Raw genomic sequence first — 26091 nt, forward strand, 5'->3', positions numbered from 1 at the left:
GCATATCGAAACCCGAGCGCGGACCATGCACGCCATATCGATATGCCTATTCGTTCGTTCCCAAACGCGTCACGCCCTGTCACATTCGCGCCTTCATTTTTTGCTTTCTGTTTTTTCAGCGCCACCATGCACACCACTTTCCGTCGCCGCACCGCCCTTGTCGCCACCCTGGCGGCCGCTCTTTTCTCCGGCAGCGCCGCCTTTGCGCAAGACAAGAACACCCTGAAGGTCGGCGTGTCCGTCGGCAGCGGCGAGCAGATCTTCGAAGTGGTCAAGAAGGTTGCCGCCAAGGACGGCCTGACCATCCAGCTCGTGGTGTTCAACGACTACCAGCTGCCCAACGCGGCCCTGGCTTCGGGCGACCTGGACGCCAACGCCTTCCAGCACCAGCCCTTCCTGGACAACCAGAACAAGTCGCGCGGCTTCGACATCGTGCCCGTGGGCCTGACCATCACCGCGCCGCTGGGCTTCTATTCGCGCAAGCTCAAGTCGATCGACCAACTGCCCGACGGCGCCGCCGTCGGCATCCAGAACGACCCGTCGAACGGCAACCGCGCCTTGCTGCTGCTGCAGCAGGCCGGCCTGATCACGCTGAAGCCCGAGGCCGTGAAGAACAACACCGCCACCCCGCTGGACGTGGTGAGCAACCCCAAGAAGCTGAAGCTGGTGGCGCTGGACGCCGCCCAGCTGCCGCGCTCGCTGGACGACCTGACCATTGCCGCCATCAACAACGACTACGCCGGAAAAGCCGGCCTCACACTCGAGAAGGACGCCGTGATCAAGGAAGCCCCCAAGGGCCCCTACGCCAACATCATCGCCGTGCGCCGCGCCGACAAGGACAAGCCCTGGGCCAAGCGCATGGTCGCGGCTTACCAGTCGCCCGAGGTGAAGAGCTTCATCGAGACGCAGTTCAAGGGGTCGCTGGTTCCGGCGTTCTGAGTCCGGTCTTTGGCTTTCTCCTTCCTCCAGAGGGGGAAGGAACAATAAAGGGGCGCTTCCAGGCGGGTTCGCGGACCGTGAGAAAATGTCGGGTTCCCCCGAACACCAACCTCCACAGTCAGGACACCCCATGGACGCAGAACAAATCAACCAAATCGGCGCAATGCTCGCGGACCTGAGCGTCCGCACGGTCGATTTACGGAGGTATCTTTGACTACGATGCCAAAGCTGAACGACTGAGGACAGTCAACGCATCGCTCGAAGATCCGAACGTCTGGAACGACCCCAAGAAGGCCCAGGAACTAGGTAAAGAGAAGAAGTCGCTCGACGACGTGGTCGTCACGCTCGACAAGCTCACCAACGGCCTGTCCGACAACACCGAGCTCTTCGAAATGTCGAAGGCCGACGGCGACATGGACGGCCTGCAGGCCATTTCCGACGACGCCGACACGCTCGAAGCCGACATCAAGCAGCTCGAATTCCGCCGGATGTTCAACAACCCGGCCGACCCGCTCAACGCTTTTGTCGACATCCAGGCCGGCGCCGGTGGCACCGAGGCTTGCGACTGGGCCAGCATGCTGCTGCGCCAGTACCTGAAGTACGCCGAGCGCAAGGGCTTCAAGACGCAGATCGAAGACGAAACCCCGGGCGACACCGCCGGCATCAAGGGCGCGACCATCAAGGTCGAGGGCGACTATGCCTTCGGCTTGCTGCGCACCGAGACCGGCGTGCACCGCCTGGTGCGCAAGTCGCCGTTCGACTCGTCGGGCGGGCGCCACACCAGCTTTGCCAGCATCTTCGTGTACCCGGAAATCGACGATTCGATCGAGATCGACATCAACCCTTCCGACGTGCGCACCGACACCTTCCGTGCCAGCGGCGCGGGCGGCCAGCACATCAACAAGACCGACTCGGCCGTGCGCCTCACGCACATTCCGACCGGCATCGTCGTGCAGTGCCAGGACGGCCGAAGCCAGCACAGCAACCGCGACGTGGCGTGGAAGCGCCTGCGCTCGCGGCTGTACGACTTCGAGATGCGCAAGCGCCAGGAAGAGCAGCAAAAGCTCGAGGACAGCAAGACCGACGTGGGCTGGGGCCACCAGATCCGCAGCTACGTGCTGGACAACAGCCGCATCAAGGACCTGCGGACCAACGTCGAAGTCTCGGCCACGCAGAAGGTGCTGGACGGCGACCTCGATGTGTTCATCGAAGCCTCTTTGAAGCAAGGCGTGTAAACCGAATGAGCCTCACGAGCCCGAAACACGGCAAGGTCGAAGCCTTCATCTTCGACATGGACGGCACCATGATCGACTCCATGCCCTGGCATGCGCGCTCGTGGGTCGAGTTCGTGGAACGCCACGGCCTGAAACTCGACGTGAGCGACATCCTCGCGCGCACCACGGGCCGCACCGGCACCGAGTGCATGCGCGAGCTGTTCGAGCGAGAACTTTCCGACGACGAGTGCCAGGCCCTGGTGCACGAGAAGGAAGAAATCTACCGCGCCATGTTCAGCGACAACTTCACCGAAGTGGCGGGCTTCACCGCCTTTGCCAGGGCGGCCGTTGCGCGCGGGCTCAAGGTGGCGGTGGGCACGGCCGGCGACAGGCACAACATCGAGTTCGCCATGTCGCGCCTGAAGATGGAGCCGTTGCCGCTGGCCATCGTGGGCGGCGACGAAGGCTTCAGCGGCAAGCCCACACCCGCCATCTTCCTGGAAGCCGCGCGGCGCATCGGCATTGCGCCCCAACGCTGCATCGTCTTCGAGGACGCCCCCTTCGGCATCGAGGCCGCGCGCCGCGGCGGCATGCGTGCCGTGGCCGTGTGCAGCACCCATACCGCCGCCGAGCTTGCCGGCCCCCATGTGATTGCCGCGGTTCGCGACTACGACGAACTCGCCCACTCGAAATTTCTGGAGACACTCGATGATGCTGCGTGACGCTCAAGGGCAACCGATTGCCATTCGCCGCGAAGACTATGCCGCCCCGGCGTACTGGATCGACACCGTCGACCTCACCTTCGACCTCGACCCCGCCAAGACCCGCGTGCTCAACCGCATGCAGATGCGCCGCAACCCCGAGGTGCCGGCGCAGCCGCTGCGCCTGGACGGCGACGAGCTGAACCTGGCGCGCGTGCTGGTCAACGGCCAGGGCGCGTCGTTCCGCATGGAAGGCGACCAGCTCGTCCTGGACGGCCTGCCGTCCGCGGAAGAAGGAGCCTTCGAGCTCGAGATCTTCACCACCTGCTGCCCCGTCAAGAACACCAAGCTGATGGGCCTGTTCGTGAGCGAGGACACCTTCTTCACGCAGTGCGAGGCCGAGGGCTTCCGCCGCATCACCTATTTCCTGGACCGCCCGGACGTGATGGCGATGTACACCGTCACGCTGCGCGCCGCCAAGGCCGCGTACCCGGTGCTGCTGTCCAACGGCAACCTGGTCGACCAGGGTGAGCTGCCCGAGGGCCGCCACTTCGCCAAGTGGGTCGACCCCTTCAAGAAACCCGCCTACCTGTTCGCCCTGGTGGCGGGCAAGCTGGTGGCGCGCGAGCAGCGCATCAAGGCGCGCAACGGCCGCGACCACCTGCTGCAGGTGTACGTGCGCGCCGGCGACCTCGACAAGACCGAGCACGCGATGAATTCGCTCATCAACTCCGTGCTGTGGGACGAGGCCCGCTTCGGCCTGCCGCTGGACCTGGACCGCTTCATGATCGTGGCGACCAGCGACTTCAACATGGGCGCCATGGAGAACAAGGGCCTGAACATCTTCAACACGAAGTACGTTCTGGCCAACCAGGCCACCGCCACCGACGCCGACTACAGCAACATCGAAAGCGTGGTCGGCCACGAGTACTTCCACAACTGGAGCGGCGACCGCGTGACCTGCCGCGACTGGTTCCAGCTGTCGCTGAAAGAAGGCCTCACCGTCTTCCGCGACCAGGAGTTCAGCCAGGACCTGTGCGCCGACGCCTCGGCCCGCGCCGTGAAGCGCATCGAAGACGTGCGCGTGTTGCGCACGTCCCAGTTCCCCGAAGACGCGGGCCCCATGGCCCACCCGGTGCGGCCCGACAGCTACATCGAGATCAGCAACTTCTACACCGTCACCATCTACGAAAAGGGCGCCGAAGTCGTCCGCATGATGCAGACGCTGGTCGGGCGCAAGGGCTTCGAGAAGGGCATCACGCTCTACTTCGAACGCTTCGACGGTCAGGCCGTGACCTGCGACGACTTCGCGCAGGCCATTGCCGACGCCAACCCCGAATCGGAACTGGCCCGCCTGCTGCCCCAGTTCAAGCGCTGGTACAGCCAGGCCGGCACGCCCCGCCTGGCCGCGCACGGCGTGTACGACGCGCAGAACCGCAGCTACACCCTGAGCGTGGTGCAAAGCTGCCCGCCCACCCCCGGCCAGCCGACCAAGGAACCCTTCGTCATTCCGCTGAACGTGGGCCTGCTCGACGCAGCCGGCCGCGAGCTGCCGCTGCAGCTCGAAGGCGAAAGCGAAGTCACCCGCGGCACACGCACCCTGGTGCTGTCGCGCGCCGGTGAACAGATTACCTTCGTCGGCCTGGACGCCGAGCCCGTGCCTTCCATCCTGCGTGGCTTCAGCGCGCCGGTGGTGCTCGACTTTGCGTACACCGACGCCCAGCTGCTGACCCTGCTGGCCAACGACCCCGACCCGTTCAACCGCTGGGAAGCCGGCCAGCGCCTGGGCCTGCGCGCCGCGCTGCAAGGCATTGCCGCCCCGGCCACCGACACCGCCCCGGTGCTGAACGACGCCTACATCGGCGCCATGCGCAGCGTGCTGGCCAACCCGCAGCTCGACGCCGCCTTCAAGGAACTGGTGCTCACGCTGCCGTCGGAGACCTACATTGCCGAGCAGCTCGACGTGGTCGACCCGCAGCGCGTGCACGGGGTACGCGAAGCCATGCGCGCCCAGCTGGCCACCGCCCTCTTCGCCGACTGGGAGCAGGTGTACGAAGACAACAAGGACACCGGCGCCTACAGCCCCGACCCCAAGTCGTCGGGCCGCCGCGCGCTGGCCGGCATGGCGCTGAACTTCCTGTGCCTGGCGGCGCGCGCCTCTGGCGACGCGGTGTGGCCGGGCAAGACGCTGCAGCGCTTCAAGGACGCGGGCAACATGACCGACCGCTTCAACGCGCTCAACGCGCTCGTGTCGTCGGGCCACAGCCTGGCGGCACCGGCGCTCGCGCGCTTTCATGCCATCTTCAAGGACGAGGCGCTGGTCATCGACAAGTGGTTCTCGCTGCAGGCCGGCGCCAGCGACCGGGGCGGCGACATCCTGCCGCTGGTGAAGCAGCTGATGAAGCACCCCGACTTTTCGCTGAAAAACCCCAACCGCGCGCGCAGCGTGATCTTCGCGTTCTGCAGCGCCAACCCCGGTGCGTTCCACCGCCCCGACGCGGCCGGCTACGTGTTCTGGAGCGAGCGCGTGATAGAGCTGGACGCCATCAACCCCCAGGTGGCGGCCCGCCTTGCGCGCGCGCTCGACCGCTGGAGCAAGCTGGCCGAGCCCTACCGCAGCGCCGCACGCGAAGCCATCGCACGCATTGCTGCCAAGCCCGACCTGAGCAAGGACACGCATGAAGTCGTGACCCGCGCCCTGGCCGGCAACTAAGCAAGAGACTGAAGAACAGAAAGCATATGGCTCAACAAAAGATTTCCCTCACCCGCTACCTCGTCGAACAACAGCGCGCCGGCGGCCTCATTCCGGGCCAGCTGCGCCTGCTGCTCGAAGTGGTGGCCCGCGCCTGCAAGAGCATCAGCCAGGCCGTGAACAAGGGCGCGCTGGGCGGCGTGCTGGGCACGGCCGAAAGCGAGAACGTGCAGGGCGAGATCCAGAAGAAGCTGGACATCATTGCCAACGAAGTGCTCATCGAGGCCAACGAATGGGGCGGCCACCTGGCGGCCATGGCCAGCGAGGAGATGGAAACCATCCACGTGGTGCCCAACCGCTACCCGCAGGGCGAATACCTGTTGATGTTCGACCCGCTGGACGGCAGCAGCAACATCGACGTGAACGTGAGCATCGGCACCATCTTCAGCGTGCTGAAGAAGCCCGACGACCATCCCGGCGTGCGGGAAAGCGACTTTCTGCAGCCCGGCACCCAGCAGGTGGCCGCCGGCTACTGCATCTACGGCCCGCAGACCACCCTGGTGCTGACCGTGGGCAACGGCGTGGCCATGTTCACGCTCGACCGCGAGCAAGGCAGCTTCGTGCTCACGCAGGAAGACATCCAGATTCCGGCCGACACCAAGGAATTTGCCATCAACATGAGCAACATGCGCCACTGGGACGAGCCCGTGAAGCGCTACATCGACGAGTGCCTGGCCGGCAAGGAAGGCCCGCGCGGCAAGGACTTCAACATGCGCTGGATTGCCAGCATGGTGGCCGACGTGCACCGCATCCTGATGCGCGGCGGCGTGTTCATGTACCCGTGGGACAAGCGCGAGCCCGAGAAGGCCGGCAAGCTGCGCCTGATGTACGAGGCCAACCCCATGAGCTGGCTGGTCGAGCAGGCCGGCGGCGCCGCCACCAACGGCAAGCAGCGCATTCTTGACCTGCAGCCCACGAAACTGCACGAGCGCGTGAGCGTGCTGTTAGGTTCGCGTAACGAAGTTGAGCGTTTGACGCAGTACCACGCCGAGAAGGCGTGATTTGTTGGCTATAATCTGAGGCTTCGCCGGTGTAGCTCAGTCGGTAGAGCAGCTCATTCGTAATGAGAAGGTCGGGTGTTCGATTCATCTCTCCGGCACCAATCGCAGTTAAGAAAGCCCGCTATCAAAAAGATAGCGGGCTTTTTTGCTTTTTGACGCCATGTAGCCGCTATATAGGCAGTTCAGCGTTTCCCGCGTATGTGCGCATAGTTGTCCGCCCAGCCGGCAAAGCGTCCGCTTCGGTTCGAACACGCCGCAAAGCGAGACCTATGATCGCGCTTATGGGCATCAACCTTTCATTGCTAGGCGCGAAGCTGGTCAAGTATCGGGGCCAGCTTAAAGAGACCACCGCTGAGGTGGCCGCGTTAACGGGCATCGAGCCTATCCGGCTCGCCTCGATCGAGGCCGGGACCGTGGAGCCGACTGGCGATGAGGTCTTGATCCTCGCTGATCACTTTCAGTGCGACTTCAAGTTCTTTATCTCGAACGAACGAGTCGCCCCCTTTGAACAGACCGAGACGCTCTACCGTGCGCACGGCCAGGACTTCACCAAGAGCGATAGGCGAGCGGTGCAGGAGTTCCTGTACCTGTGCGAAACGGAGGGGTTCTTGCTGGCGGAGTTGGGGCGCTCTCGTGCTGAGTTCGTGTTTTCGCCTACGGGCACCTTCATGAAGGCGCACGGTGAAGAGGCTGCCCGCGCTCTACGAACGGCGCACGGCTACAGTGACAGAGAGGTTCCACACGACGTGTATGCAGAGATTCGCAAGGCCGGAGTTCACCTTTTTCGACGGCGTTTGGGCAATTCCAACATCTCCGGCTTGTTCGTCAAGCACCCCGTCGCGGGCAAGTGCGCGCTTGTGAACTACAGCGAGGACATCTACCGCCAGCGCTTCAGCGCGGCGCACGAGATGGCCCACGCGATTTTCGACGCAGACCAAGTTGCGAGCGTGACGTACGAGAGGTCAAGCGGAGGGGATTTACGCGAGGTGCGGGCGAACCGCTTTGCTTCCTGCTTCCTCATGCCGCCCGCGTTCCTGGCTGGGCTGCCGTCTCCGAGCCAATGGACTGACGCAGTTGCAATCGACTGGGCCAACAAACTGCGCGTTAGTTGTCACGCGCTCGGAATCGCGCTGCGTGCAGCGAATCTCGTCAACGAGGAGCGTAGCCAACAGATTCAGCGTTTGAGGGTGCCCAAAGATGCCAAGCTCGACCCCGAGTTACCGGAGGGCCTGAGCGCCGCTCAGCGCGAACGCAAGGCTCACTTGCTTCAACTCGGCTTGTCGGACTTCTATGTAGGGTTGTGCTTCGATGCCTTGAAGGAGGGGGTCATCAGCGTGGGGCGCTTATCGGAGGCGTTGTTAAGCAGCCGGGCCGAACTCGCCAGTCTGGCCTCGCTGTACGGACGGAGTTTGAATGCCCATTGACCCGTCAAAGTTCCACCTAGTCAACGTGGTCGACACCTGCGCCGTGTGGAATGTTCTGTCCTCCTTGCGCCTCTACAACGCCTCCAAGGAAGCTCGGTGCGAGTTCTGCATCACGGACTTCGTCCGCTACGAGTGTCTGGTCAAGCCTCGAACCGCCCCCGACGCGGCAGGCCAAACGCTCATGTCCCGGCTGATTGCAGAGCAAAGCCGTGGGGCATTTAAGTCGCATGCCTGCTCGATTGATGACCTGCAGGCGGTGGATGTGCTGGAGCGGCGGAAGCGCTTGGGCAAGGGAGAGCTGTCGTCGATCGCTTTCGCCATGAAGATTCGGCAGGCGGTCCTCACCGATGACCAAAAGGCTCGCAGGCTGGCCTCCGACGCCGGGCACGCACTGGTTCAGACGACTCCGCACCTGCTTTCGTGGCTGATCTTCATTGGCCGCCTCGGTGACTCTGACACGGCAATCGTGATCGAGCAGCATGTGGCACTGGATCAAGACCTTGCTCCTCATCTTCAACGCGCATACATCATGGCGCTCGAATGCAAACTGAACAGTCAACCGCGAGCTGGTGATGTGTAGTCCCGAAAAAACTTCGGCCGATGTCAGGCGAGGTCGCGCTGCGACGAGACCCGCTTGCCAATGCTTCAGCCAGTACCTTCGGCGGTAGCTCCCCGCTTTCGTACCCGCCTTTGGCGCATCCCCACAAGGCGTATCAGATGGCCTTGCACTAAAGAGACGGCGTGACGAAGCAACGGCATTCCGGGCCATCGAGTGCGCAGCTCATGGTTTGGCTCAAGGCCGAGGCCAAAAAGCGCCGCTGCAGAAGCGGGCCGCATCATCAAGAACACCTACCGCACGCTGATGACGCGCGGCATGAAAGGGTGTTACGTCTACTGCAGCGACGAAGAGACCGCGAGCTACTTTCGAGACCGGCTGTCACCCGGTGCGCTTGCTGCGGTCGTCGAGCTATGAAGAACATCAGCGGCGGGCGGCAAGGCTCGCCGGCTGATGGTTTCGCTCAGGCTCGTGGCTGATCCATCGCGTTGAGCTTTCTCACAAGCTCCTGGGCAAGCCGTGCGATGTCGTTCGCCAGATCGGACGCGATCCACATGATGTTGTCCCGGTGCCGCTCCCCTATTCCTTCGAACCACTCGCTCCAGTCCCCGTAGCAGCAACTCAGCAGAGATTGCATTTGGGTCAACTTGTTCTCAAGAATGTCCAACGCGTCCGGCCCGTGGGGGGTGTCGTCGGATGAGGGCGTGTTGTGCCCGGCGATAATTTGATCAGCCATTTGATGTGCTTGCTTTCGAAAGTTACTGCACGTTGAGTGGTCAGACGGTCATGGTGTTAGCGCACCTTGGCCGTCGCCTTTTGTGCCTCACATCGACATCGCCGCGGTGTGCTTCGATGTCCCGCCGTGAGGCGCGGCGGTCATCAAATGTAGGGAGAGAAGCGCCGCATGGGAAGCCTCGGCGCGGTGAACAAATTCGCATCCGCGCAATTTGCCCGCATCCAGAAACCAAATTGAAATGGCCGTCTTCGGCAACGAGAAATCGACATGCAAGACCCGCACATCACCCCCCTCATCACGTCTCGCCCACCGGCCTGCTCCGCGCGCAGGCATGCCACTTTCACATTCGCCGCAGGCATCGCCCTCGCCTTCGCGCTCACCGCCTCGCTCGCGGCCGCGAAGACCCTGCCCTACGACCCCGCCATCGTCACGCTGCAAGGCACGCTGGTCTCCGGCGGCGGCATGACACCCGACGGCGCGAAGCTCAAGTTCCCGGCGATCCGGCTCAGCCAGCCGATCGCCGTTCCGCAAGACGAGCCGCGCGACTGGCCCGCCGAACAAGGCGTGGTGCTGCTGCACATGGCGCTCGACGACAAGAACATGGCGGCGTTCAAGCGCCTGAAGGGAAAGCCGGTGAAGGTCACCGGCACGCTCTTTCACGCGGACAACGGCAACCACCAGACGAGCGTGCTGGTCTCTCCTGTGTCGATCACGCCCGGCAAGTAGCGCCGTGCAGAGCGCCTGGTACCTGGCCTCGCGCTGCGCCAGGCCGAGGCGCCAGCGGCAGTTGTGCACCGTGATGGCGATGCGGGCTGCCAGATCGGCCTGGCGAAGTCGTGCCGGTTCTTTTCGCAGCCCTCGCGCCGAGAATGCGAGCTTCCGCAGCAGCAACGCCCCTCACACATGCCCATGCCATGCCCATGCCAAAGACCTTCTTTCATCGCATCGCCAGTGCGGCTCTCGTTCATTCGACGGGCAAGAAATGCGCCCCGTGAACAAGCCGATGCTGCAGCGCATCTACCTGCTGCTGGTGGCCTTGGTGGTGCTCGTCGGTTGCTGGGTCGCGCCCATCGACACACCGGCGCGCGAGCAGGTCAACGACGGGCTCAAGCGCGCCTTGACCACCTTCGCCGCCGCGCGCGCGCTGGGCGCGGTGGTGTCGGTGGCGCAGGGCACGCAGGTCGATGCCACGCCGGGGGGCGTCGGTGTGAGCTTTGCGCCGGGCCAGGCGCTGAAGCCGCTGAACGAGCTCATCGAGCAGTTCGCGGCCATCATGCTGGCGGCCAGCGTGTCGTTCGGCATTCAGCTGCTGCTGCTGAACATCGGCGCGCACCAGTTCATGTCGTGGCTGGTCAGCGGCGTGGCGCTGGCGTGGGTCGCGTGGCGCTGGCGGCGGGGGCGCTCGCCGCGCTGGCTGCAGTCGCTGCTGATCGGCCTGCTGCTGGTGCGCTTCGCGGTGCCGCTGAGCGCGGTGGCGAACGAAGGGCTCTATCGCGCGTTCATGGCCGGCGACTACCAGGTGGCGCTGTCGGGCATCGAGAAGTCGCCCACCGCCGTGGTCGACGCCACGCAGGAGGCGCCCGTGGCACAGGAAGGCTGGCGCGACCGCATCGAGCGCTGGCTGCCGAAGCTGCCCAACCTGAAGGCCACCTACGACCAGATCTTGAAGTCGGCCTCCGACTGGGCCGAGCGCATCGTGAAGCTCATTGCGCTGTTCGTGCTGCAGACCATCGTGCTGCCGCTGGTGTTTCTGTTCATGGCGTGGCGGCTGGCGCGGACGGCGATACGCGAGCCGGCCGTCAAGCCGCTGCCAGCGTAGCGGCGCGCGTGAGCAGGTAGCTCTGGTGCATGACGTTGTCGACGAAATACGGCGCGGCCATCGCGTCGAATTCTTCGCGCAGCGCGGCCAGCTTGTGCGGATCGGCGGCAAGGCTTTCGACGAGCTTCTGCATCGGGCCGATCGAGCGCTCCATGAACATGCGGAAGTGGTCGATGCTCAGCGCCGGGTAGTTCATGGTGCCGCGCTCGAAGAAGGGCGCCCCAAAATGCGGGCCCAGGCGCTCGGCGATCACGGCCGGGTTGCCCCATTGCGGCGGCGGCGATGCGCCTGCCGGTGGCGGCGGCGAATTGCGGCCCACGAAGGCGAACATGCGCCCCACGAAATGCTCGGGCGGCCAGGTGGCGAAGGCCACGCGCCCGCCGGGCTTGAGCACGCGCCGCATCTCGGCAATGGCCACTTCGGCACGCGGCGCGAACATGTGGCCGAACTGGCTCAGCACCACGTCGAACGAGGCGTCGGGGTACGGCAGCTGCTCGGCATCGCCCTCGGTCCACACGATGTCTTCGTGCCTGGACATGCGGGCGTTGTCGCGCGCCAGTTCGAGCAGCTCGGGCGTGAGGTCCAGCCCCGTGACCCTGGCGCCGTGGCGCGCCGCGGTGATGGCCACGACGCCCGTGCCCGTGCCCACGTCGAGCACCGCCTCGCCCTTGGCAATCTGCGCGAAGCGCACGAGGTGGCCGGCCACGGGCGGCGTGAACATGGCGGTCGGCGCAAAGGTCGACCACATCTGGCGTTGCCGGTTCTTGAACTCTGCGAACGGATCGGTGGACATGCAGCCCTCCATGCCGGCCGCGAAGCTGCGGACGTGGGCGGACTGTAGACCTCGGGCGCCCGGGGGCATAGCCACCCGCGCGAAAGAAGCGTAACGCGATGCCGCTGCAGCGCCCGACTCACGCCCCCGCCAGCGCGACGGCATCGGCGCCCGCCGGGATTCGCATCGGCGCCGCCAGGTCGGTCACCGCGCGCCATACGGCCTCGGCGACGTCCTGCGCGTGCGTGACGGGTGTCGCGGTGTCGCGCACCGCAGCGAACACGCGCTGCCTGAAGTCCGCATAGGCTTCGTGCACGCTGTCGCCCATCCGCTGGCGCGCGTTGTCGCCGAAGCTCGTGCCGGGAGCGCGGCCCGGCAGCACCAGGCGCATGCGGACGTCGAAGGGCGCCAGTTCCAGGGCGAGCGACTCCGTGAACGCATTCACCGCCGCCTTGCTGCCGGTGTAGACCGACAGCAGCGGCAGGGGCATCAGCGTGACACTCGACGTGACATTGACGACGACACCCGATCGCCGCTGCCGGAACTGCGGCAACACGGCCTGCGTCATCGCGATGGTGCCGAGCGTGTTGGTCTCGAACACCTCGCGGGCACCGGCCAACGCCATGCCTTCCAGCGGTGCCAGCAGGCCGACGCCGGCGTTGTTGACCAGCGCGTCGATCGGCCCGGCCGCCTCGATACAGCGTTGCACGCTCTGCGCGTCGGTCACGTCGAGCGGCAGCACACGAAGCCGCTCCGAGCGGGGCAGCAGGTCGTCGCGCGGCGTGCGCATGGTCGCGACGACATGCCAGCCCTTGTCGAGGAAGAAGCGCGCCGTCTCGAGGCCGAAGCCGGAAGAGCAACCTGTGATCAGGACGGTGGAAGTGGTGGACATCGGGTAACTCCGTTGGGTTGACGATGCCCCGACGATACGGACCGCAAGCAGGACTTACTACACTCGCAAGTCCATTCATTTGTCGAGAGAGTCCAGCATGGTCGACCCGTTGGCGGAAGTGGTGGCGTTGCTGCGCCCGGAGGCGCCGTTCTCGAAGCTCGTCGTCGCGTCGGCCCCCTGGGCGGTGCGCCGCACCGAAACGGGCCGGCCTTTCTACTTCGTGGTGCTCGAAGGCAGCTGCCACCTGACCGTCGACGGCCCGGCGCACAGCGACACCCTCACGCTGAACGCGGGCGACTTCGCGCTGATCCCCGCCGCGCGCAGTTTCGCGACGTCCAGCCTTGACCGGCAGCCGCCGCGCGAAGGAGAGGCCGTCGCCACGCCGATCGTGCAGATGCCTGGCGGTGCCCGCGTGGGCGACCCGAACGGCACGGTGGACGTGCGCATGCGGGTCGGCAACTGCGTGTTCGGCTCACCGGACGCGGCGCTGCTGGTGTCGCTGCTGCCGCAGTGGCTGCACGTGCGCGGCGAGCCGCGCCTGTCGACACTGGTGCAGCTGGTTGGCGAGGAGTCTCGCGCCGACCGGCCGGCGCGCGAGATCGTGATGGCCCGCCTGCTGGAGGTGCTGCTGATCGAGGCTTTTCGGTCGTCGGCCGGCACCGCGGCGTCCGCGGGCCTGGTGCGCGCCCTGGCCGACACGAAGCTCGCGTTGGCGCTGCGGCGCATGCACGAGCGCCCTTCAGACGCATGGACCGTGGCGCAGCTCTCGCAAGAAGCAGGCATGTCGCGCTCGGCCTTCTTCGCGCGCTTCAGCCGCGCGGTGGGTATCGCACCGATGGAGTACCTGCTGGCATGGCGCATGGCGCTCGCCAGGCAGCTGCTGCGGCAGCGCGAGCTGGCGATTTCCGAGATCGCCGAGCGCGTGGGCTACAGCTCGGTCAGCACCTTCGGCGTGGCGTTCACGCGGCATGTGGGCGTGCCGCCCGGGCGCTATTCGAGGAACGGGATCGACGCTGTACCGCCCTAGCAGCACCGCCCCTTGCCCGCCCCGTACCGCGCCTCCAGCCGCTCGCGGAAGAAGGCCTCGTAGCTCATGGGCGCCTGGTCGGGGTGCGTGGCGGCGATGTGCGTCAGGTAGACGTCGTAGTCGGGCAGCCCGACCATGAGCCGCAGCGACTGCTTGATCGAGCGCGCAATGTAGCGCCCCGCTTCCGGCAATGCGAGGCCCATGGCGTCAGTGCGCCGCCGACGAGGCCGCGCCCATCGGCTCGAACGGCGTCTCGTGCGTGGTCGGCCGGTGGGCCGCGCGTGCCGCCAGGCTGGCCTTGATGCTGTAGACCAGCACGCTCAGCACCACGAACATGAAGAGCGCGCACAGCGCGGCGTCGAGCCGGTCGTTGAACACGATGCGCGACATGGCCTCGGGCGTCTTGGCCGGCGCCACCAGCACGCCGTTGGCGATGCCTTCGGTGTACCGGGCCGCGTGCGCGAGAAAGCCGATCTTCGGGTCGGCCGAAAAAATCTTCTGCCAGCCCGCCGTGAGCGTGCAGGCCAGCAGCCATGCGGCCGGCGCCGCCGCCACCCACGCATAGCGCTCGCGCTTCATGCGGAACAGCACCACCACGCCCAGCAGCAGCGCCACCGCGGCCAGCATCTGGTTGGAGATGCCGAAGAGCGGCCACAGCGTGTTGATGCCGCCCAGCGGATCGACCACGCCCTGGTACAGAAAGTAGCCCCATGCCGCCACGCACAGGCCGGTGGCGACCAGGTTGGCCGGCAGCGAATCGGTGCGCTTGAGCGCGGGCACGAAGCTGCCCAGCAGGTCCTGCAGCATGAAGCGGCCGGCGCGGGTGCCGGCGTCCACCGCGGTGAGGATGAACAGCGCCTCGAACAGGATCGCGAAGTGGTACCAGAAGGCCATCATGGCCTGCCCGCCGATCACCTGGTGGAGGATGTGGGCCATGCCCACCGCCAGCGTGGGCGCGCCGCCCGCGCGGCCGAGGATGGTGGTTTCGCCCACGTCCTTCGCGGTCTGCAGCAGCATCTCGGGCGTGATCACGAAGCCCCAGCTCGACACCGTGGCCGCCACCTGCTGCGCCGTGGTGCCGACCAGCGCGCCGGGGCTGTTCATCGCAAAGTAGACGCCCGGCTCGATGCACGAGGCCGCCACCAGCGCCATCACCGCCACGAACGACTCGGCCAGCATGCCGCCGTAGCCGATGAAGCGCGCATGGCGCTCGTTGTCGAGCATCTTGGGCGTGGTGCCCGAAGAAATGAGCGCATGAAAGCCCGACACCGCGCCGCACGCGATGGTGATGAACAGGAACGGGAACAGGCTGCCCGACCACACCGGGCCGTTGCCCTGCGCAAACTGCGTGACGGCCGGCATCTGCAGCGTGGGCATCACGAACATGATGCCGATGGCCAGCGCGATGATGGTGCCGATCTTCAAAAAGGTCGACAGGTAGTCGCGCGGCGCCAGCAGCAGCCACACCGGCAGGCTCGCGGCCACGAAGCCGTAGCCCACCAGCATCCAGGTGAGCGCCTTGCCGTCGAAGGTGAAGAGCGGCGCCCACTCGGCGCTCTGGCTCACGGCCTGGCCGCCGAAGATGGCCAGCATCAGCAGCACGAAGCCGATGAGCGACACCTCGCCGATGCGCCCCGGGCGAATGAACCGCAGGTACACGCCCATGAACAGCGCCACCGGCACCGTCGCGGCCACCGTGAAGGTGCCCCAAGGCGATTCGGCCAGCGCCTTCACCACGATGAGGGCCAGCACCGCCAGGATGATGATCATGATCATGAAGGTGCCGAACAGCGCGATCATGCCGGGCACCACGCCCATCTCCTGCTTGACGAGGTCGCCCAGAGAGCGGCCGTCGCGCCGCGTGGAGATGAAGAGAATGATGAAGTCCTGCACCGCGCCGGCGAACACCACGCCCGCCAGGATCCACAGCAGGCCGGGCAGGTAGCCCATCTGCGCGGCGAGCACCGGGCCCACCAGCGGGCCTGCCCCCGCGATGGCCGCGAAGTGGTGGCCGAACAGCACGTTCTTGTCGGTCGGCACGTAGTCCAGCCCGTCGTTGTGGCGGTGCGCGGGCGTCTTGCGGTTGCCGTCCAGGCCCAGCACCTTTTCGGCGATGAACAGGCTGTAGTAGCGGTAGGCAATGAGGTAGGTGCAGATCGCGGCGGCCACCACCCAGAGGGCGTTGACGCTTTCACCACGGGTCAGGGCCACGGTGCCGAGCGCGAATGCGCCGACCACGGCCACGACCAGCCACACCAGGTGGCGGCGGATGCTGTGCATGCGGTTGTCTCCAAGATTGAACCCGCAGAGTCTTCCCGGGCTGGAGCCGATGCGCATCCGTCGAACCGCGCGTTGCGTGTGCGTGGCTTTGCGTAATGGAAAACCCGCATCGTGCGCAAACCGCCACGCGTTTCAATGCCTCAGTGCCTACACGCGCGAACCACGCCAGACCGGAAGATGTTCTCCTGTCGCCAGGGAGCAAGAGAAATCAACGCAAGCTACACACCCCCACGCTGCTGCATTGCCGGCGGCGGGCCGGCCGGCATGGTGCTGGGCCTGCTGCTGGCACGCGCCGGCGTCCACGTCGTGGTGCTGGAAAAGCACCTCGACTTTCTGCGCGACTTTCGCGGGGACACGGTGCATCCGTCGACGCTGGAAATCCTGCACGAGCTGGACCTGCTCGACGCCTTTCTTCAGCGTCCGCACGACCGTGTCGATGAACTGCGCGCCACCTTCGAAGGACAGGGCTTTCCAGTTGCCGACTTCACCCACCTGCCCTCGCACAGCAAGTTTCTCGTGCTCATGCCGCAGTGGGAGTTTCTGGACTTCATGTGCGAGGAGGCGCGGCGCTACCCGGGCTTCGAGCTGTGGACCGACGCCGAGGCCGTCGGCCTGCTGCAGGACAACGGGCGCGTCAACGGTGTGAGGGTGCGGCGAGGCGGGCGCGCAGGCAAGCCGCAGGACGTCGAGCTGCACGCCTCGCTGGTGGTGGCGGCCGACGGCCGGCATTCCACGCTGCGCGACGCCGCGGCCCTGCCGCACATCAGCTACGGCGCGCCCATCGACGTGCTGTGGATGCGCATTCCCAAGCAGCCCGGCGACCCCGAGGCCACCGCGGGCCACATTGCCGGCGGGCACTTCCTGGTGACGCTGAACCGTGGCGACTACTGGCAATGCGCCTTCGTCATTCCCAAGGGCGGGCACGAGGCGCTGAAGGCGCGCGGCATCGACGCGTTTCACGCAGAAATCGCCAAGGTCGCACCCTTCATGCGCGACCGGCTGCTGCAGGCGCTGCCCGACTGGAACGCAGTGAAGCTGCTCGAAGTGACGGTCGACCGGCTCGAGTCATGGTCGTGCAAAGGCATGCTGTGCATCGGCGACGCAGCGCACGCCATGTCGCCGGTGGGGGGCGTGGGCATCAACCTGGCCGTGCAGGACGCCGTGGCCGCCGCCAACCTGCTGGCCGCCTCGCTTGCAGGCACGGCCACCGACAAGCAGATCGACACCCTGCTGCCCCAGTTGCAGCGCCGCAGGGAGTGGCCCGTGCGCGTGACGCAGGCGGTGCAGCGGCTGGTGCAAGACCGCGTGCTGCTGCCGGTGCTGGGCGGCAAGGTCGACACCAAGGCGGGGCATGTGCCGTGGCCGTTGCGGCTGCTGTCACGCTGGCCGTTGCTGCGCAGGCTGCCCGCGCGCGCGGTGGGCCTCGGTGTGCGGCCGGAGCACGTGCAGTCGCCGCGGGCCTGAGCGATTTTTTTACGGCTTGTTTACGCGCACGCGTGAACATTCGATGCCGTTTTTATGCCGCGCTTCAGACACTCGATGCCTTGCAATTTCATGAGTGATTCATGGACATCGTGTGCTTGGCCGTCATCGCGGCCGTGTGGGTCATTTCAGCCGAAACGCTGGTGCGCGTTCGCAAGCTCGACGGTTCGGGCCGGCGCGCTGCCAAGGCCTGACATGTCGTTGAACGCAACGCTCTGGTATCGCGCGGCGGCATGGGCCCGGCAGGCACAGGCACGGCCCGACATGACGCTGTTCTGGTCGTGCTGCGGCACGCCCGCGCTGGGCGAGCAGACCGTGCTCGGGCGGCATGGCGGACGTGGTGTGCTCGTCGCTTCATGCAGCCATTGCGGGGCGGAGTGGCTGAGCCTGTCGCAGTCGGAGCACACCAGCGACTGGCAGCCTTTGACGCGCAACGCGGCGCCTCTCGTGCGGCCGGCATGCAAGCCGGCCCGCTCCATCGACGAGCGGATCGCATGGCGCCGAAGGAAGCAGCGCGATCTGGAAGACTGAAGACGCAGCGGGTTGCGCGGCCGGTCGGTCAATGCGCGCCATCGCGCGACGCGATCAGGCGCCGGGCCTGCGCGCTTGCTGCGGCTGGCGCGACCAGTAGACCCCGTCGAGCCTGTCGAGCCGCACTTCGCCACCGCTCGACGGCGCATGCACGAAGCGCCCGCCGCCCACGTAGATGCCCGCGTGCGAGGGCGTGGAAGAACCGAAGAGCACCAGGTCGCCGGTGCGCAAGTCCGACATGTCCACCGGACGCCCGAAAGCGGACATGCGGGCGACCGTGCGCGGCGGCGATTGCCCCACGCTGTTGAAGTACACGTAGCCGATGAGCCCGCTGCAGTCGAAGCCGCCGTCGGGCGTGTTGCCGCCGTAGCGGTACGGCGTGCCGACGAGGCCGAGCGCGTGAATGGCGATGCTGTTCGATTGTTCGTCCGTCAGCGGAATGCCGGTGACGACGGGCACCTGCCCTTGCCCCTGCCGCGGCCTGGGTCCCGTAGGGCTGGCGCAGCCGACGATCAACATGCAGGCCATGATCGGCAGCACCCTGAAGAGCCGCTGCTGCAGCATGCGAAAAGATGACCGGGGAGAGAGTGCGTCTTGCATGGCGGAAGGCGGGTCTGTGGGCGTTCGCGGACTCTATCGCGGAACGCAGCGCCACCGTGAAGACAAGCCCTGAAAGCGAAACGCCCTTCGCGGCCGATGCGGTTGCACCGGGGCCGCCGAAGGGCGTCTTGCACACGAGGGTGCTTTTTACGCGGCGGGAGCGACGTTGACCGCGTCCTTCAGCGCCTTGCCGGCGGTGAACTTGGGCGCCTTGCTGGCCTTGATGGTCATCGGCTCGCCGGTCGACGGGTTGCGGCCGGTGCGCTCGGGGCGTGCGGCCACCGAGAAGGCGCCGAAGCCGATCAGTTGCACCGTGTCGCCGCCGGCCAGGGCGCGCGACAGGTTGTCGAGGGCGGAGTCCAGAGCGCGGGCGGCATCGACCTTGCTGAGGTTGGTGTCGGTGGCGATGGCGGCGATGAGTTCGGTCTTGTTCAAAACGGGGGATTCCTTTTTCAGTGAAACGGTGGGGAAAGTACGCAGCGCGAAATCGCTGCGAGGGGACGAACTTTAAACGCCCTGCCGGGGCGATCTGGATTCGCAGGGGGTTCGAATTTGAAACATCGTGATCGAAGCCGGTTCCCCCTGCCAGTGCCGGGTGTCCTCTGTTCGTGTAGGCGTTCGAGACATACCGACGCATCCGTTCCATGCGTATTGACGATCGTGCGGCGCCGCGTTTATAGTCGCCGCCGCAGCCCGCCATGGCGCTGCCGTAAGCGTTACCGTCATCCAACGCGTCCTTTGTCGAGAGGATCCCAGTGGGGAATATCTCGATCCATAAAGACGCGCATTGGCATGACATCACTCTTCACACCCGTATCCGTTCGCCCGCTCGGGACCCCCTCTGCTTTCACCGGCCTCGTGCCCGTGGTGCTCGCGGTGTTCCTGGGCTTTCTTGCAATCAGCGTTCCGCTGGCCGCGCTGGCACTCGAGGTGCGCGATCACCTCGGGTTCGGTGCGCTCACCGTAGGCTGGGTCATCGGCGCCCAGTCGCTGGCCACCTTGCTGACCCGCCACCAGGCGGGCACCCTGTGCGACCAGCGCGGGCCCCGCGCGGCCGTGCTTCTCGGGCTTCCACTGACCGCCTGCTCGGGCCTGGCCTATGCCCTGTCGAGCATGTTGCCCATCGACCCCGTTGCCAAGCTGGCCGTGCTGCTGCTCGGGCGGCTGGTGGCGGGCTTCGGCGAGAGCCTGTTCCTGACCGGCCTGATGAGCTGGGGCATCGCGCGCATGGGCGCCGAGCGCACCGGCAAGGTCATGTCGTGGACGGGCATTGCGATCTACGCCGCGCTCGGGCTCGGCGCACCGCTGGGGCTGGCCGTGCAAGCGCACTGGGGCTTTGCCGGCGTCGGCGCTCTTGCGGTGCCGACGCCGATGCTGGCCTGGGTCATCGCCGTGCGGCTGCCGGCTGTTCCCGCTGCAGGTGGGCATCGCGTGGCCTTCCATCGCGTGCTCGGCCTCATCTGGCGACCGGGCCTGGTGCTGGCGCTGGCGACCGTGCCTTACGCCGCGATGGCGGCCTTCCTGACGCTCGACTACGCGGCGCACGGCTGGCCGCACGCCGGCACGGCGCTGCTGGGCTTCGGTGCCGCCTATGTCGTCGTGCGCCTCGTCGGCTCGGGCCTTCCCGACCGCTTCGGCGCAACGAAAGTCGCCGTGGGTTCATTGGCCTTCGAGGCCGTGGGGCAGGTGCTGATCTGGTGCGCACCCGCGCCGGGAATGGCCGTGCTCGGAGCGACGTTGACCGGGCTCGGCTTCTCGCTCGTGTTCCCGGCGATGGGCGTCATCGCCACGCGGTCCGCTCCGCCTGAACAGCGCGGCCGTGCGGTGGGCAACTTCATCGCCTTCGCCGACATCGCGCTGGGCGTGACCGGCCCGGCGGTCGGTTTCGCGACGCAATGGTTCGGCATTCCGACGGCCTTTCTCGTCGGGGCCGGCGCGACCTGCGCAGCGTTGTGCCTGCTGCCGTCTTTGCGCATCGGCAGAGGGTGAGGCGAGCGGGCCAGACAGGGCGTGGCCTCGGCACTCGCCAGTGGTGCGACGAGTGCTTTCCCACACTCCAGAGTGCACGCAATCAACCGCCCTGCCCGAACTCCCGCGCATGCTCCACCGCGTACTTGATGAGCTCCGCCTGCCCCTCGATGCCCAGCCGCCGCTTGATGCTCTGGCGGTGCGCCTCCACCGTGCGCACGCTCAACGACAGGTCGCGCGCAATCTGCTTGCTCGACTCGCCCCGCCCCAGCGCCGAAAGAATCTGGCTTTCGCGCGGGGTGAGCAAGGGCCTCGGCGCCTGCGTGCGGAACAGCTTCTTCGACACGGCCGGGCTCAGGAAGGTGCCGCCTGCCGACACGGCCTCGATGGCCGCGACGATCTCCGCCGCCGGCGCGTCTTTCAGCACATAGCCGCGCGCGCCCACCTGCAAGGCCTTCTGCACGTACTCGGGGTTGTCGTACATGCTGAGCATCACGATGTGCGTGGCGGGCCGGCGTTGCAGCAGCAGCGCAGCCAGGTCGATGCCGTTCATGTCCTTCATGCCGACGTCCATTAGCATCAGGTCGGGCTGCACGCTGTCGATCTGCGCAAGCGCCTCGGCCGCGTTGCCGGCCTCGCCGACGATCTCCAGGTTGGGCATGGAGCCCAGCCGCGCGCGCAGGCCGTCGCGCACCAGCGGGTGGTCGTCGACCAGAAAGAGGCGCACCGTGTTCGTCATGCGGACACCGCCGCCTCGGCCCGCGCATTGCGCACCGGCACCTCGGCCTCGATGGCGGTGCGCCCGTCGTTGGAGCACACGACGAGCTTGCCGCCGATGGCCTCCATGCGCTCGCGCATGTTGCGCAGGCCGATGCCGCGGCGCGGGTCGAGCTGCACGGCGTCGATGTCGAAGCCGGTGCCGTCGTCGCTCACTTCGAGCCGCACGCCCTCTTCTTCGTCGAAGTTCAGCTCGATGTTCACGTGCTGCGCCTGCGCGTGCTTGCGCACGTTGGTCAGCGCTTCCTGCGTCAGGCGAAAGAGCGCGGTCTTCACCTCGGGCTGCAGCTCGAAGGCTTCGCCGCCGATCATCATCGACGCGTCGACGGCGCCCTCTTCACGGAACTCGTCGACCAGCCGTTCCAGCGCGGCGGGCAGGCCCAGCGTGTCGAGCAAGGCGGGGCGCAGGCGGTGCGAGATGCGGCGCACCTCGATGAGCGAATCGTTCAACCGTTGCAGCGCCTTGCCCAGCGCGGGCGGCGTGCCTTGGTGCTGCCGGTCGAGCTGCTCGACGGCCGACTCGATCAGCAGCTTGGCCGACACCAGCGTCTGGCTGGTGCCGTCGTGCAGCTCGCGCGCGAGGTGGCCGCGCTCTTCTTCCTGCGACTGCACCACGCGCCGCGCCAACAGGCGCAGCTTGGCCTCGGCGGTGCGGTGCTCGCTGAGGTTCAGCAGCAGCCCCGCGGCGCTGACCGTGCCCAGGCACAGCGCGGCAATGCCGGCGATCCACAGCAGCGTGGCGGTGACGTTGGCGTTCATCTGCCGGTCGAGCGTGTCCATGGTCGACTGGATGTCGTCCAGGTACAGGCCGGTGCCGACCATCCAGTTCCAGCGCGGCATGGCGGTGACGTAGCCGAGCTTGGGCGCCATCTGCGCGCTGGAGGGCTTGCGCCATTCGTACTCGACGTAGCCGCCGCCGTTGTCCTTGGCGCCCTTGATGAGCTCCTGGATGGTGAAGCGGCCGCGCGAATCCTTCAGCTCCCAGAGGTTCCGCCCGACCAACTCGGGCTGGCGCGAGTGCATGAGGGAGTTGCCCTCGAGGTCGTACACGAAGAAGTAGCCGTCGTCGCCGTAGTTCAGCGCGGCCAGCCGGCGCAGCGCCTCGTTGCGGGTGGCCTCGTCGTCCTGGCCCGATTCGTACAGCGGCAGCAGGTTGCTCACGGCCAGGTCGACGTAGCTGCGCAGCTCGCTGCGGCGCTGGGCCATGTAGCTGCGCTCGATGAGGGCCCGCTCGCGCTGCGCGAGGTCGTGCTCCTGGTGGCGCACGGCCAGGGCCACCAGCACCAGTGCGACGAGCAGCGGGGCCACGGCCAGCGCGACGATCTTGGAGCGGAGGTTCATCGGGGGGCAAGGCTACCACCGGGGTGAAAAAGCGAACCTGGCTCGCCGGTCTGTGCAGGAATTCCGATGCAGTGACGTTGGGTGACAGTGTCCGGCGACGTATCAGCCTAAAACACCGGCACACCAACTACAGAGGGAAGAAAACATGACAAAGGCACGCAAGACGGCGACGCCGAAACAGGACTTAGAAGGGTGGGAGTTGCTGCGTCCGGGAGAGGTCTTGCACTACCGAAAGGCATCCATTCAACGAGTCATCACGGGTTGGAAACCCATCACTGCGTCGAGCGTGGCGACTTACTACAACGCGGGTGGAGATGCGGTGTATGCCAGCAAACTGAGCTATGCCTTGACAGCGGTGCGCAAAGAAGCGGAGGCTCCTGCATGCAACTAGCCAAAGACATCGGACTGTGCCTGCTGGCATTCGCCTGCGCGACTGCCGCCGCCGATACCGCATTCACCGGGGCGTTCAGTGGCACCGGCAGGGCCTGCAACGGCACCCTCGATGTGCGCAGCAAAACCATCGAGTGGAAGTCGAGTTTCAGCGCCTGCCGAAGCAGTGCCTACGAGGTTCTGGAGCGGCGCCTGGTCGACGGGAAACGGGAGGTCGTCTTTCGTCTCAAGGCGCACGGTGGCAGGTGTCTGTACGAAGTGCTTTCGCTGACGCAGGTGGAAGGCACGGACTGGACTGCGGACGGCTATCCGTCCCTCGAGTCCTTCCGCCAGCGCGCACAACCTGAATGGCGCGATTCAGCTCGTTCGGAGCGGCTCGTGCTGGAGTGCCCGATGACGCAATGGCGATGAGGCAGCGCGGGCTTGTCCGCTGACGGCACCGGCTGCTGCAGCAACCAAGGTCACGGGCCGCTCAACGCCCGGCGTTCGCCTGCGGCAGCACGCCCCGCTCGCACAAGGCGTCCAGCAGCGCTTCTTGATCCGCGCCGCCCTCCAGCAACAGGTCTCGCCCCTTGCCCTCCTTCGGCCGAACGGCAAGAAAACTGAACTCGTAGCCAAGCCCGCTCACACGGCGATGGCTGACGCGGGCCTGCAGCAAGTCGGCCTGCCATTCACCGTCGATGCTGCGCAAGCGCGTGCCGTCAAGCGCGAAGGCGCGCACGCGCGTATGCGAGAAGGTGCTGATGCGCGAGAAAGGAACGGCCCACACCAGCCACGCGATCAACGGCATGAGCACGCACAACCCCACCACGGTCTTCAGGAACCCTGCGTCGGATGCGTTCAGCAGCAACGCGATGCCCGCGGCACCGGCCAGCGCGTAGCCCGCCCAGACCCAGGCGAGAAAGCACCGCCAGCAGAACACCATGGCACGGGTTTGCAGGGCGGTGGCGCGCGTTGCCTTGGGCGTTGCCCCGGCGTTGCTTGAGCGTTCGAGGTAGTGGTTGATGGCCGGGGCCAGCTCGTCGACGGGCGCCGTGAGCATCAGCTTCTTGAACGGCCGGGTGTGAACGATCAGGTAGTTGTCGCTGTCGGGAATGCCCTCGAGCGCCAGAACGTCGATCCAGTCGACACGGCCCAGGCCCTGCACGTGCAGGCCGTCTTCGCCGACCTCGACCTGGGTGCTCGCGTGGAACGGCGCCGGTCTGCGCTCGCCCGCTCGCAGCCAGTGCGTTTCGACCCAGATCCAGGCGCGCACGACGACCACCAGGCCCACCAGCCACAGCGCGAACAGCGCCAGCCAGGCCACCATGCCCAGCGCGATGTACCAGCCGGTCGCCTCCATGTCGATGACCCACACCGAGGCCGCGCCGATCAGCAGCGTGTAGAGCGCGCAGACCAGCAGGGTCGGCCAGATGCGCACCCCGTCGATCTGGGTGACCTGGATGTGCCGAGAAAAAACCGGCGGGCTTCCTGCCGACTGCAGCATCGGGTCGGACGCCGTTTATCGGCCCACGGCGACGGCCGCAGGCTGGCTGCGGAACTCGGTCGCGTAGTACAGGAGCGCCACCATCACGTACCCGCCGCCCAGCAGGCACAGCCCGGTCCACCCATGGAAGGCATACACGGCCGCCGCAATGCCCGAGGCCACCGCCGCGCAGATGAAGATGAAGGTCATGAACAGCCCGTTGAGCCGCCCGCGCAGCTCCGGCGCCAGCATGAACAGGCTGCGGAAGTTCAGCACCTGGCACAGCTGCACCGCGCCGTCGAGCAGGATGCCCGCCACCACCAGCCCCGCCAGCGAATGGAAGTGCATGGACACGGCACCCAGCACGAACGACAGCAGCGCCACCACGATGGCCCAGCCGGTGGCCGGGCGGGTGAGCCCTCGGTCGGCCAAGCGGCCCGCCACGGGCGCGAGCAAGGCACCGGCCGCACCGGCCAGCGCGAACAGCGCAATGCCGCGCTGGCCCAGGCCGAACTCGTGCACCAGCGCCAGCGGCACGGCCGTCCAGAACACCTGGAAGCCGGAGAACATCATTCCTTGATAGAACCCGCGGCGGCGCAGCAGCGGCGTGTTCCACACGATGCCGGGCAGCGAGGCCATGGTGCGCGCATAGCCCACCGACGCATGCGGCCGGCGCTCGGGCAGCGCGCGCCACAGCACCGCGATGAGCAAGGCCATCAGCGCGGCCGACACCCAGAACACCGCGCGCCAGCCCAGCGCCGAGGCCACCAGGCTGGCAAAAGGCCGCGCCAGCATGATGCCGCCCAGCAGCCCGGCCATGATGTTGCCGACCACCTTGCCGCGCGAGGCCTCGGGCGCGAGGTGCGAGGCGAAGGGCAGCAGCACCTGCGCCGCCACGGCGCACGTGCCCACGAGGAACGAGGCGGCCAGAAAGGTGACGGCCGAGTCCGACAGCGCAATGCCCACCAGCCCGATGACCGCGCCGAACAGCGCCCCCACGATGAGCCGGCGGTTCTCCACCACGTCGGCCAGCGGCACCAGCAGCAGCAGGCCGGCGCCGTAGCCGAGCTGCGTGAGCGTCATGATCAGCCCGGCCAGGCCGGCGTGCAGCTGCAGCGTCTCGGAGATGGGGCCGATCAGCGGCTGGGCGTAGTAGATGTTGGCCACGCACAGGCCGCAGGCGATGGCGAAGACCAGCGTAAGGGCCGGGCTGAGGCCGGGCGCATGCGCGGCCTCGGCTTGCGCGTTGGCCCGGTCGGACGCGTCGGCGCGGGCGCTCTGCGCGGCAGTGGGAAGGGGGGCGTCGGGAAGCGGCACGAAGGGCCTCGGTAGCTGTCGGGGAGTCGGGAGGTGTCGGGGACGACGGAGAAAAAGAGGGGTGGCCAAGGGTTGACCCGGGCCGGGGCACCTTAGCACGGCCACCC

General features: G+C 66.7%; 27 protein-coding genes and 1 tRNA gene. 17 read left to right on the forward strand and 11 right to left on the reverse strand.

Features of this window, described 5'->3' with window-relative positions; all coding sequences use genetic code 11:
- Positions 1-126 precede the first annotated feature (126 nt).
- The 9 genes from ACSFA5_RS13400 to ACSFA5_RS13440 all read left to right on the forward strand — a co-directional run bounded on the left by ACSFA5_RS13400 (position 127) and on the right by ACSFA5_RS13440 (position 9004).
- Positions 127-939: a MetQ/NlpA family ABC transporter substrate-binding protein gene (locus ACSFA5_RS13400; protein ID WP_435444526.1), complete on the forward strand. Its 813-nt coding sequence runs from the start codon at positions 127-129 to the stop codon at positions 937-939.
- 130 nt (positions 940-1069) lie between these two features.
- Positions 1070-2174, forward strand: a protein-coding gene (gene prfB, locus ACSFA5_RS13405; RefSeq protein WP_435444527.1) for a peptide chain release factor 2 whose coding sequence is annotated in 2 segments (ribosomal slippage) — positions 1070-1150 and positions 1152-2174 — 1104 coding nt in all. Because the reading frame shifts where the segments join, the coding sequence is not laid out codon by codon here.
- A gap of 5 nt (positions 2175-2179) precedes the next feature.
- Positions 2180-2875, forward strand: coding sequence for an HAD family hydrolase (locus ACSFA5_RS13410; protein WP_435444528.1), 696 nt, complete (start codon positions 2180-2182; stop codon positions 2873-2875).
- Complete coding sequence (pepN, locus tag ACSFA5_RS13415; protein ID WP_435444529.1) at positions 2862-5567, forward strand: aminopeptidase N; 2706 nt, start codon at positions 2862-2864, stop codon at positions 5565-5567. The genes ACSFA5_RS13410 and pepN overlap by 14 nt, the downstream gene beginning before the upstream one ends.
- Positions 5568-5593: 26 nt before the next feature.
- Positions 5594-6607: a class 1 fructose-bisphosphatase gene (locus ACSFA5_RS13420; protein WP_435444530.1), complete on the forward strand. Its 1014-nt coding sequence runs from the start codon at positions 5594-5596 to the stop codon at positions 6605-6607.
- A 25-nt stretch (positions 6608-6632) separates the two neighbouring features.
- A tRNA-Thr gene (locus tag ACSFA5_RS13425) sits at positions 6633-6708 on the forward strand.
- Positions 6709-6888: 180 nt separating this feature from the next.
- The gene (locus ACSFA5_RS13430) at positions 6889-8031 is read left to right on the forward strand and encodes an ImmA/IrrE family metallo-endopeptidase (protein WP_435444531.1); all 1143 of its coding nucleotides are present in this window, start codon (positions 6889-6891) and stop codon (positions 8029-8031) included.
- Entirely contained in the window at positions 8021-8611 is a 591-nt protein-coding gene (locus tag ACSFA5_RS13435; protein ID WP_435444532.1) for a PIN domain-containing protein, read from the forward strand. The genes ACSFA5_RS13430 and ACSFA5_RS13435 overlap by 11 nt, the downstream gene beginning before the upstream one ends.
- A gap of 192 nt (positions 8612-8803) precedes the next feature.
- Positions 8804-9004, forward strand: coding sequence for a DNA/RNA helicase domain-containing protein (locus tag ACSFA5_RS13440; protein ID WP_435444533.1), 201 nt, complete (start codon positions 8804-8806; stop codon positions 9002-9004).
- A gap of 46 nt (positions 9005-9050) precedes the next feature.
- On the opposite strand, the gene ACSFA5_RS13445 is transcribed toward ACSFA5_RS13440, so the two are convergent.
- Positions 9051-9323: a hypothetical protein gene (locus ACSFA5_RS13445; RefSeq protein WP_435444534.1), complete on the reverse strand. Its 273-nt coding sequence runs from the start codon at positions 9321-9323 to the stop codon at positions 9051-9053.
- Positions 9324-9590: 267 nt separating this feature from the next.
- On the opposite strand from ACSFA5_RS13445, the gene ACSFA5_RS13450 reads away from it, so the two are divergent.
- Positions 9591-10049: a DUF4431 domain-containing protein gene (locus ACSFA5_RS13450; RefSeq protein WP_435444535.1), complete on the forward strand. Its 459-nt coding sequence runs from the start codon at positions 9591-9593 to the stop codon at positions 10047-10049.
- Positions 10050-10314: 265 nt separating this feature from the next.
- Positions 10315-11142: a hypothetical protein gene (locus ACSFA5_RS13455; RefSeq protein WP_435444536.1), complete on the forward strand. Its 828-nt coding sequence runs from the start codon at positions 10315-10317 to the stop codon at positions 11140-11142.
- Here ACSFA5_RS13455 and ACSFA5_RS13460 read toward each other — a convergent pair.
- Positions 11123-11935, reverse strand: a complete 813-nt coding sequence (locus ACSFA5_RS13460) for a class I SAM-dependent methyltransferase (protein WP_435444537.1) — start codon at positions 11933-11935, stop codon at positions 11123-11125. The genes ACSFA5_RS13455 and ACSFA5_RS13460 overlap by 20 nt on opposite strands.
- Positions 11936-12053: 118 nt before the next feature.
- Entirely contained in the window at positions 12054-12806 is a 753-nt protein-coding gene (locus ACSFA5_RS13465) for an SDR family oxidoreductase (protein ID WP_435444538.1), read from the reverse strand.
- A 97-nt stretch (positions 12807-12903) separates the two neighbouring features.
- Between ACSFA5_RS13465 and ACSFA5_RS13470 the strand changes: the two genes are divergently transcribed.
- Entirely contained in the window at positions 12904-13833 is a 930-nt protein-coding gene (locus ACSFA5_RS13470) for an AraC family transcriptional regulator (RefSeq protein WP_435444539.1), read from the forward strand.
- On the opposite strand, the gene ACSFA5_RS13475 is transcribed toward ACSFA5_RS13470, so the two are convergent.
- Positions 13830-14036 carry a YbdD/YjiX family protein gene (locus tag ACSFA5_RS13475; protein ID WP_435444540.1) on the reverse strand — a complete coding sequence of 69 codons (207 nt, stop codon included), beginning with the start codon at positions 14034-14036 and terminating at the stop codon, positions 13830-13832. The two genes, ACSFA5_RS13470 and ACSFA5_RS13475, sit on opposite strands and share 4 nt — an antisense overlap.
- 4 nt (positions 14037-14040) lie before the next feature.
- Positions 14041-16113, reverse strand: a complete 2073-nt coding sequence (locus ACSFA5_RS13480; protein ID WP_435444541.1) for a carbon starvation CstA family protein — start codon at positions 16111-16113, stop codon at positions 14041-14043.
- Positions 16114-16290: 177 nt separating this feature from the next.
- Between ACSFA5_RS13480 and ACSFA5_RS13485 the strand changes: the two genes are divergently transcribed.
- Entirely contained in the window at positions 16291-17577 is a 1287-nt protein-coding gene (locus ACSFA5_RS13485; RefSeq protein WP_435444542.1) for an FAD-dependent oxidoreductase, read from the forward strand.
- 213 nt (positions 17578-17790) lie between these two features.
- Positions 17791-18126 (forward strand): hypothetical protein, encoded by a 336-nt coding sequence (locus ACSFA5_RS13490; RefSeq protein WP_435444543.1) that lies wholly within the window; start codon positions 17791-17793, stop codon positions 18124-18126.
- Between the two features lie 54 nt (positions 18127-18180).
- On the opposite strand, the gene ACSFA5_RS13495 is transcribed toward ACSFA5_RS13490, so the two are convergent.
- Positions 18181-18726, reverse strand: coding sequence for a C40 family peptidase (locus tag ACSFA5_RS13495; RefSeq protein WP_435444544.1), 546 nt, complete (start codon positions 18724-18726; stop codon positions 18181-18183).
- Between the two features lie 147 nt (positions 18727-18873).
- Complete coding sequence (locus tag ACSFA5_RS13500) at positions 18874-19161, reverse strand: HU family DNA-binding protein (RefSeq protein WP_435444545.1); 288 nt, start codon at positions 19159-19161, stop codon at positions 18874-18876.
- A gap of 357 nt (positions 19162-19518) precedes the next feature.
- Between ACSFA5_RS13500 and ACSFA5_RS13505 the strand changes: the two genes are divergently transcribed.
- Positions 19519-20715 carry an MFS transporter gene (locus ACSFA5_RS13505; protein WP_435444546.1) on the forward strand — a complete coding sequence of 399 codons (1197 nt, stop codon included), beginning with the start codon at positions 19519-19521 and terminating at the stop codon, positions 20713-20715.
- Between the two features lie 82 nt (positions 20716-20797).
- Here ACSFA5_RS13505 and ACSFA5_RS13510 read toward each other — a convergent pair whose 3' ends face one another.
- Positions 20798-21433: a response regulator gene (locus ACSFA5_RS13510; RefSeq protein ID WP_435444547.1), complete on the reverse strand. Its 636-nt coding sequence runs from the start codon at positions 21431-21433 to the stop codon at positions 20798-20800.
- The gene (locus tag ACSFA5_RS13515) at positions 21430-22812 is read right to left on the reverse strand and encodes a cache domain-containing protein (RefSeq protein ID WP_435444548.1); all 1383 of its coding nucleotides are present in this window, start codon (positions 22810-22812) and stop codon (positions 21430-21432) included. The genes ACSFA5_RS13510 and ACSFA5_RS13515 overlap by 4 nt, the downstream gene beginning before the upstream one ends.
- A 145-nt stretch (positions 22813-22957) precedes the next feature.
- Here ACSFA5_RS13515 and ACSFA5_RS13520 point away from each other — a divergent pair, with 145 nt between their 5' ends.
- The gene (locus ACSFA5_RS13520) at positions 22958-23203 is read left to right on the forward strand and encodes a hypothetical protein (protein ID WP_435444549.1); all 246 of its coding nucleotides are present in this window, start codon (positions 22958-22960) and stop codon (positions 23201-23203) included.
- Complete coding sequence (locus ACSFA5_RS13525) at positions 23194-23613, forward strand: hypothetical protein (RefSeq protein ID WP_435444550.1); 420 nt, start codon at positions 23194-23196, stop codon at positions 23611-23613. Before ACSFA5_RS13520 ends, ACSFA5_RS13525 begins: the two co-directional genes overlap by 10 nt.
- 61 nt (positions 23614-23674) lie before the next feature.
- Here ACSFA5_RS13525 and ACSFA5_RS13530 read toward each other — a convergent pair whose 3' ends face one another.
- On the reverse strand, positions 23675-24688 hold the full coding sequence (locus ACSFA5_RS13530; protein ID WP_435444551.1) for a hypothetical protein: 1014 nt from the start codon (positions 24686-24688) through the stop codon (positions 23675-23677).
- A gap of 15 nt (positions 24689-24703) precedes the next feature.
- A complete protein-coding gene (locus ACSFA5_RS13535) occupies positions 24704-25984 on the reverse strand; it encodes an MFS transporter (RefSeq protein WP_435444552.1) in 1281 nt (426 codons plus the stop codon).
- Positions 25985-26091 lie beyond the last annotated feature (107 nt).

Source organism: Variovorax monticola (assembly GCF_051216855.1).
GTDB lineage: Bacteria > Pseudomonadota > Gammaproteobacteria > Burkholderiales > Burkholderiaceae_C > Variovorax.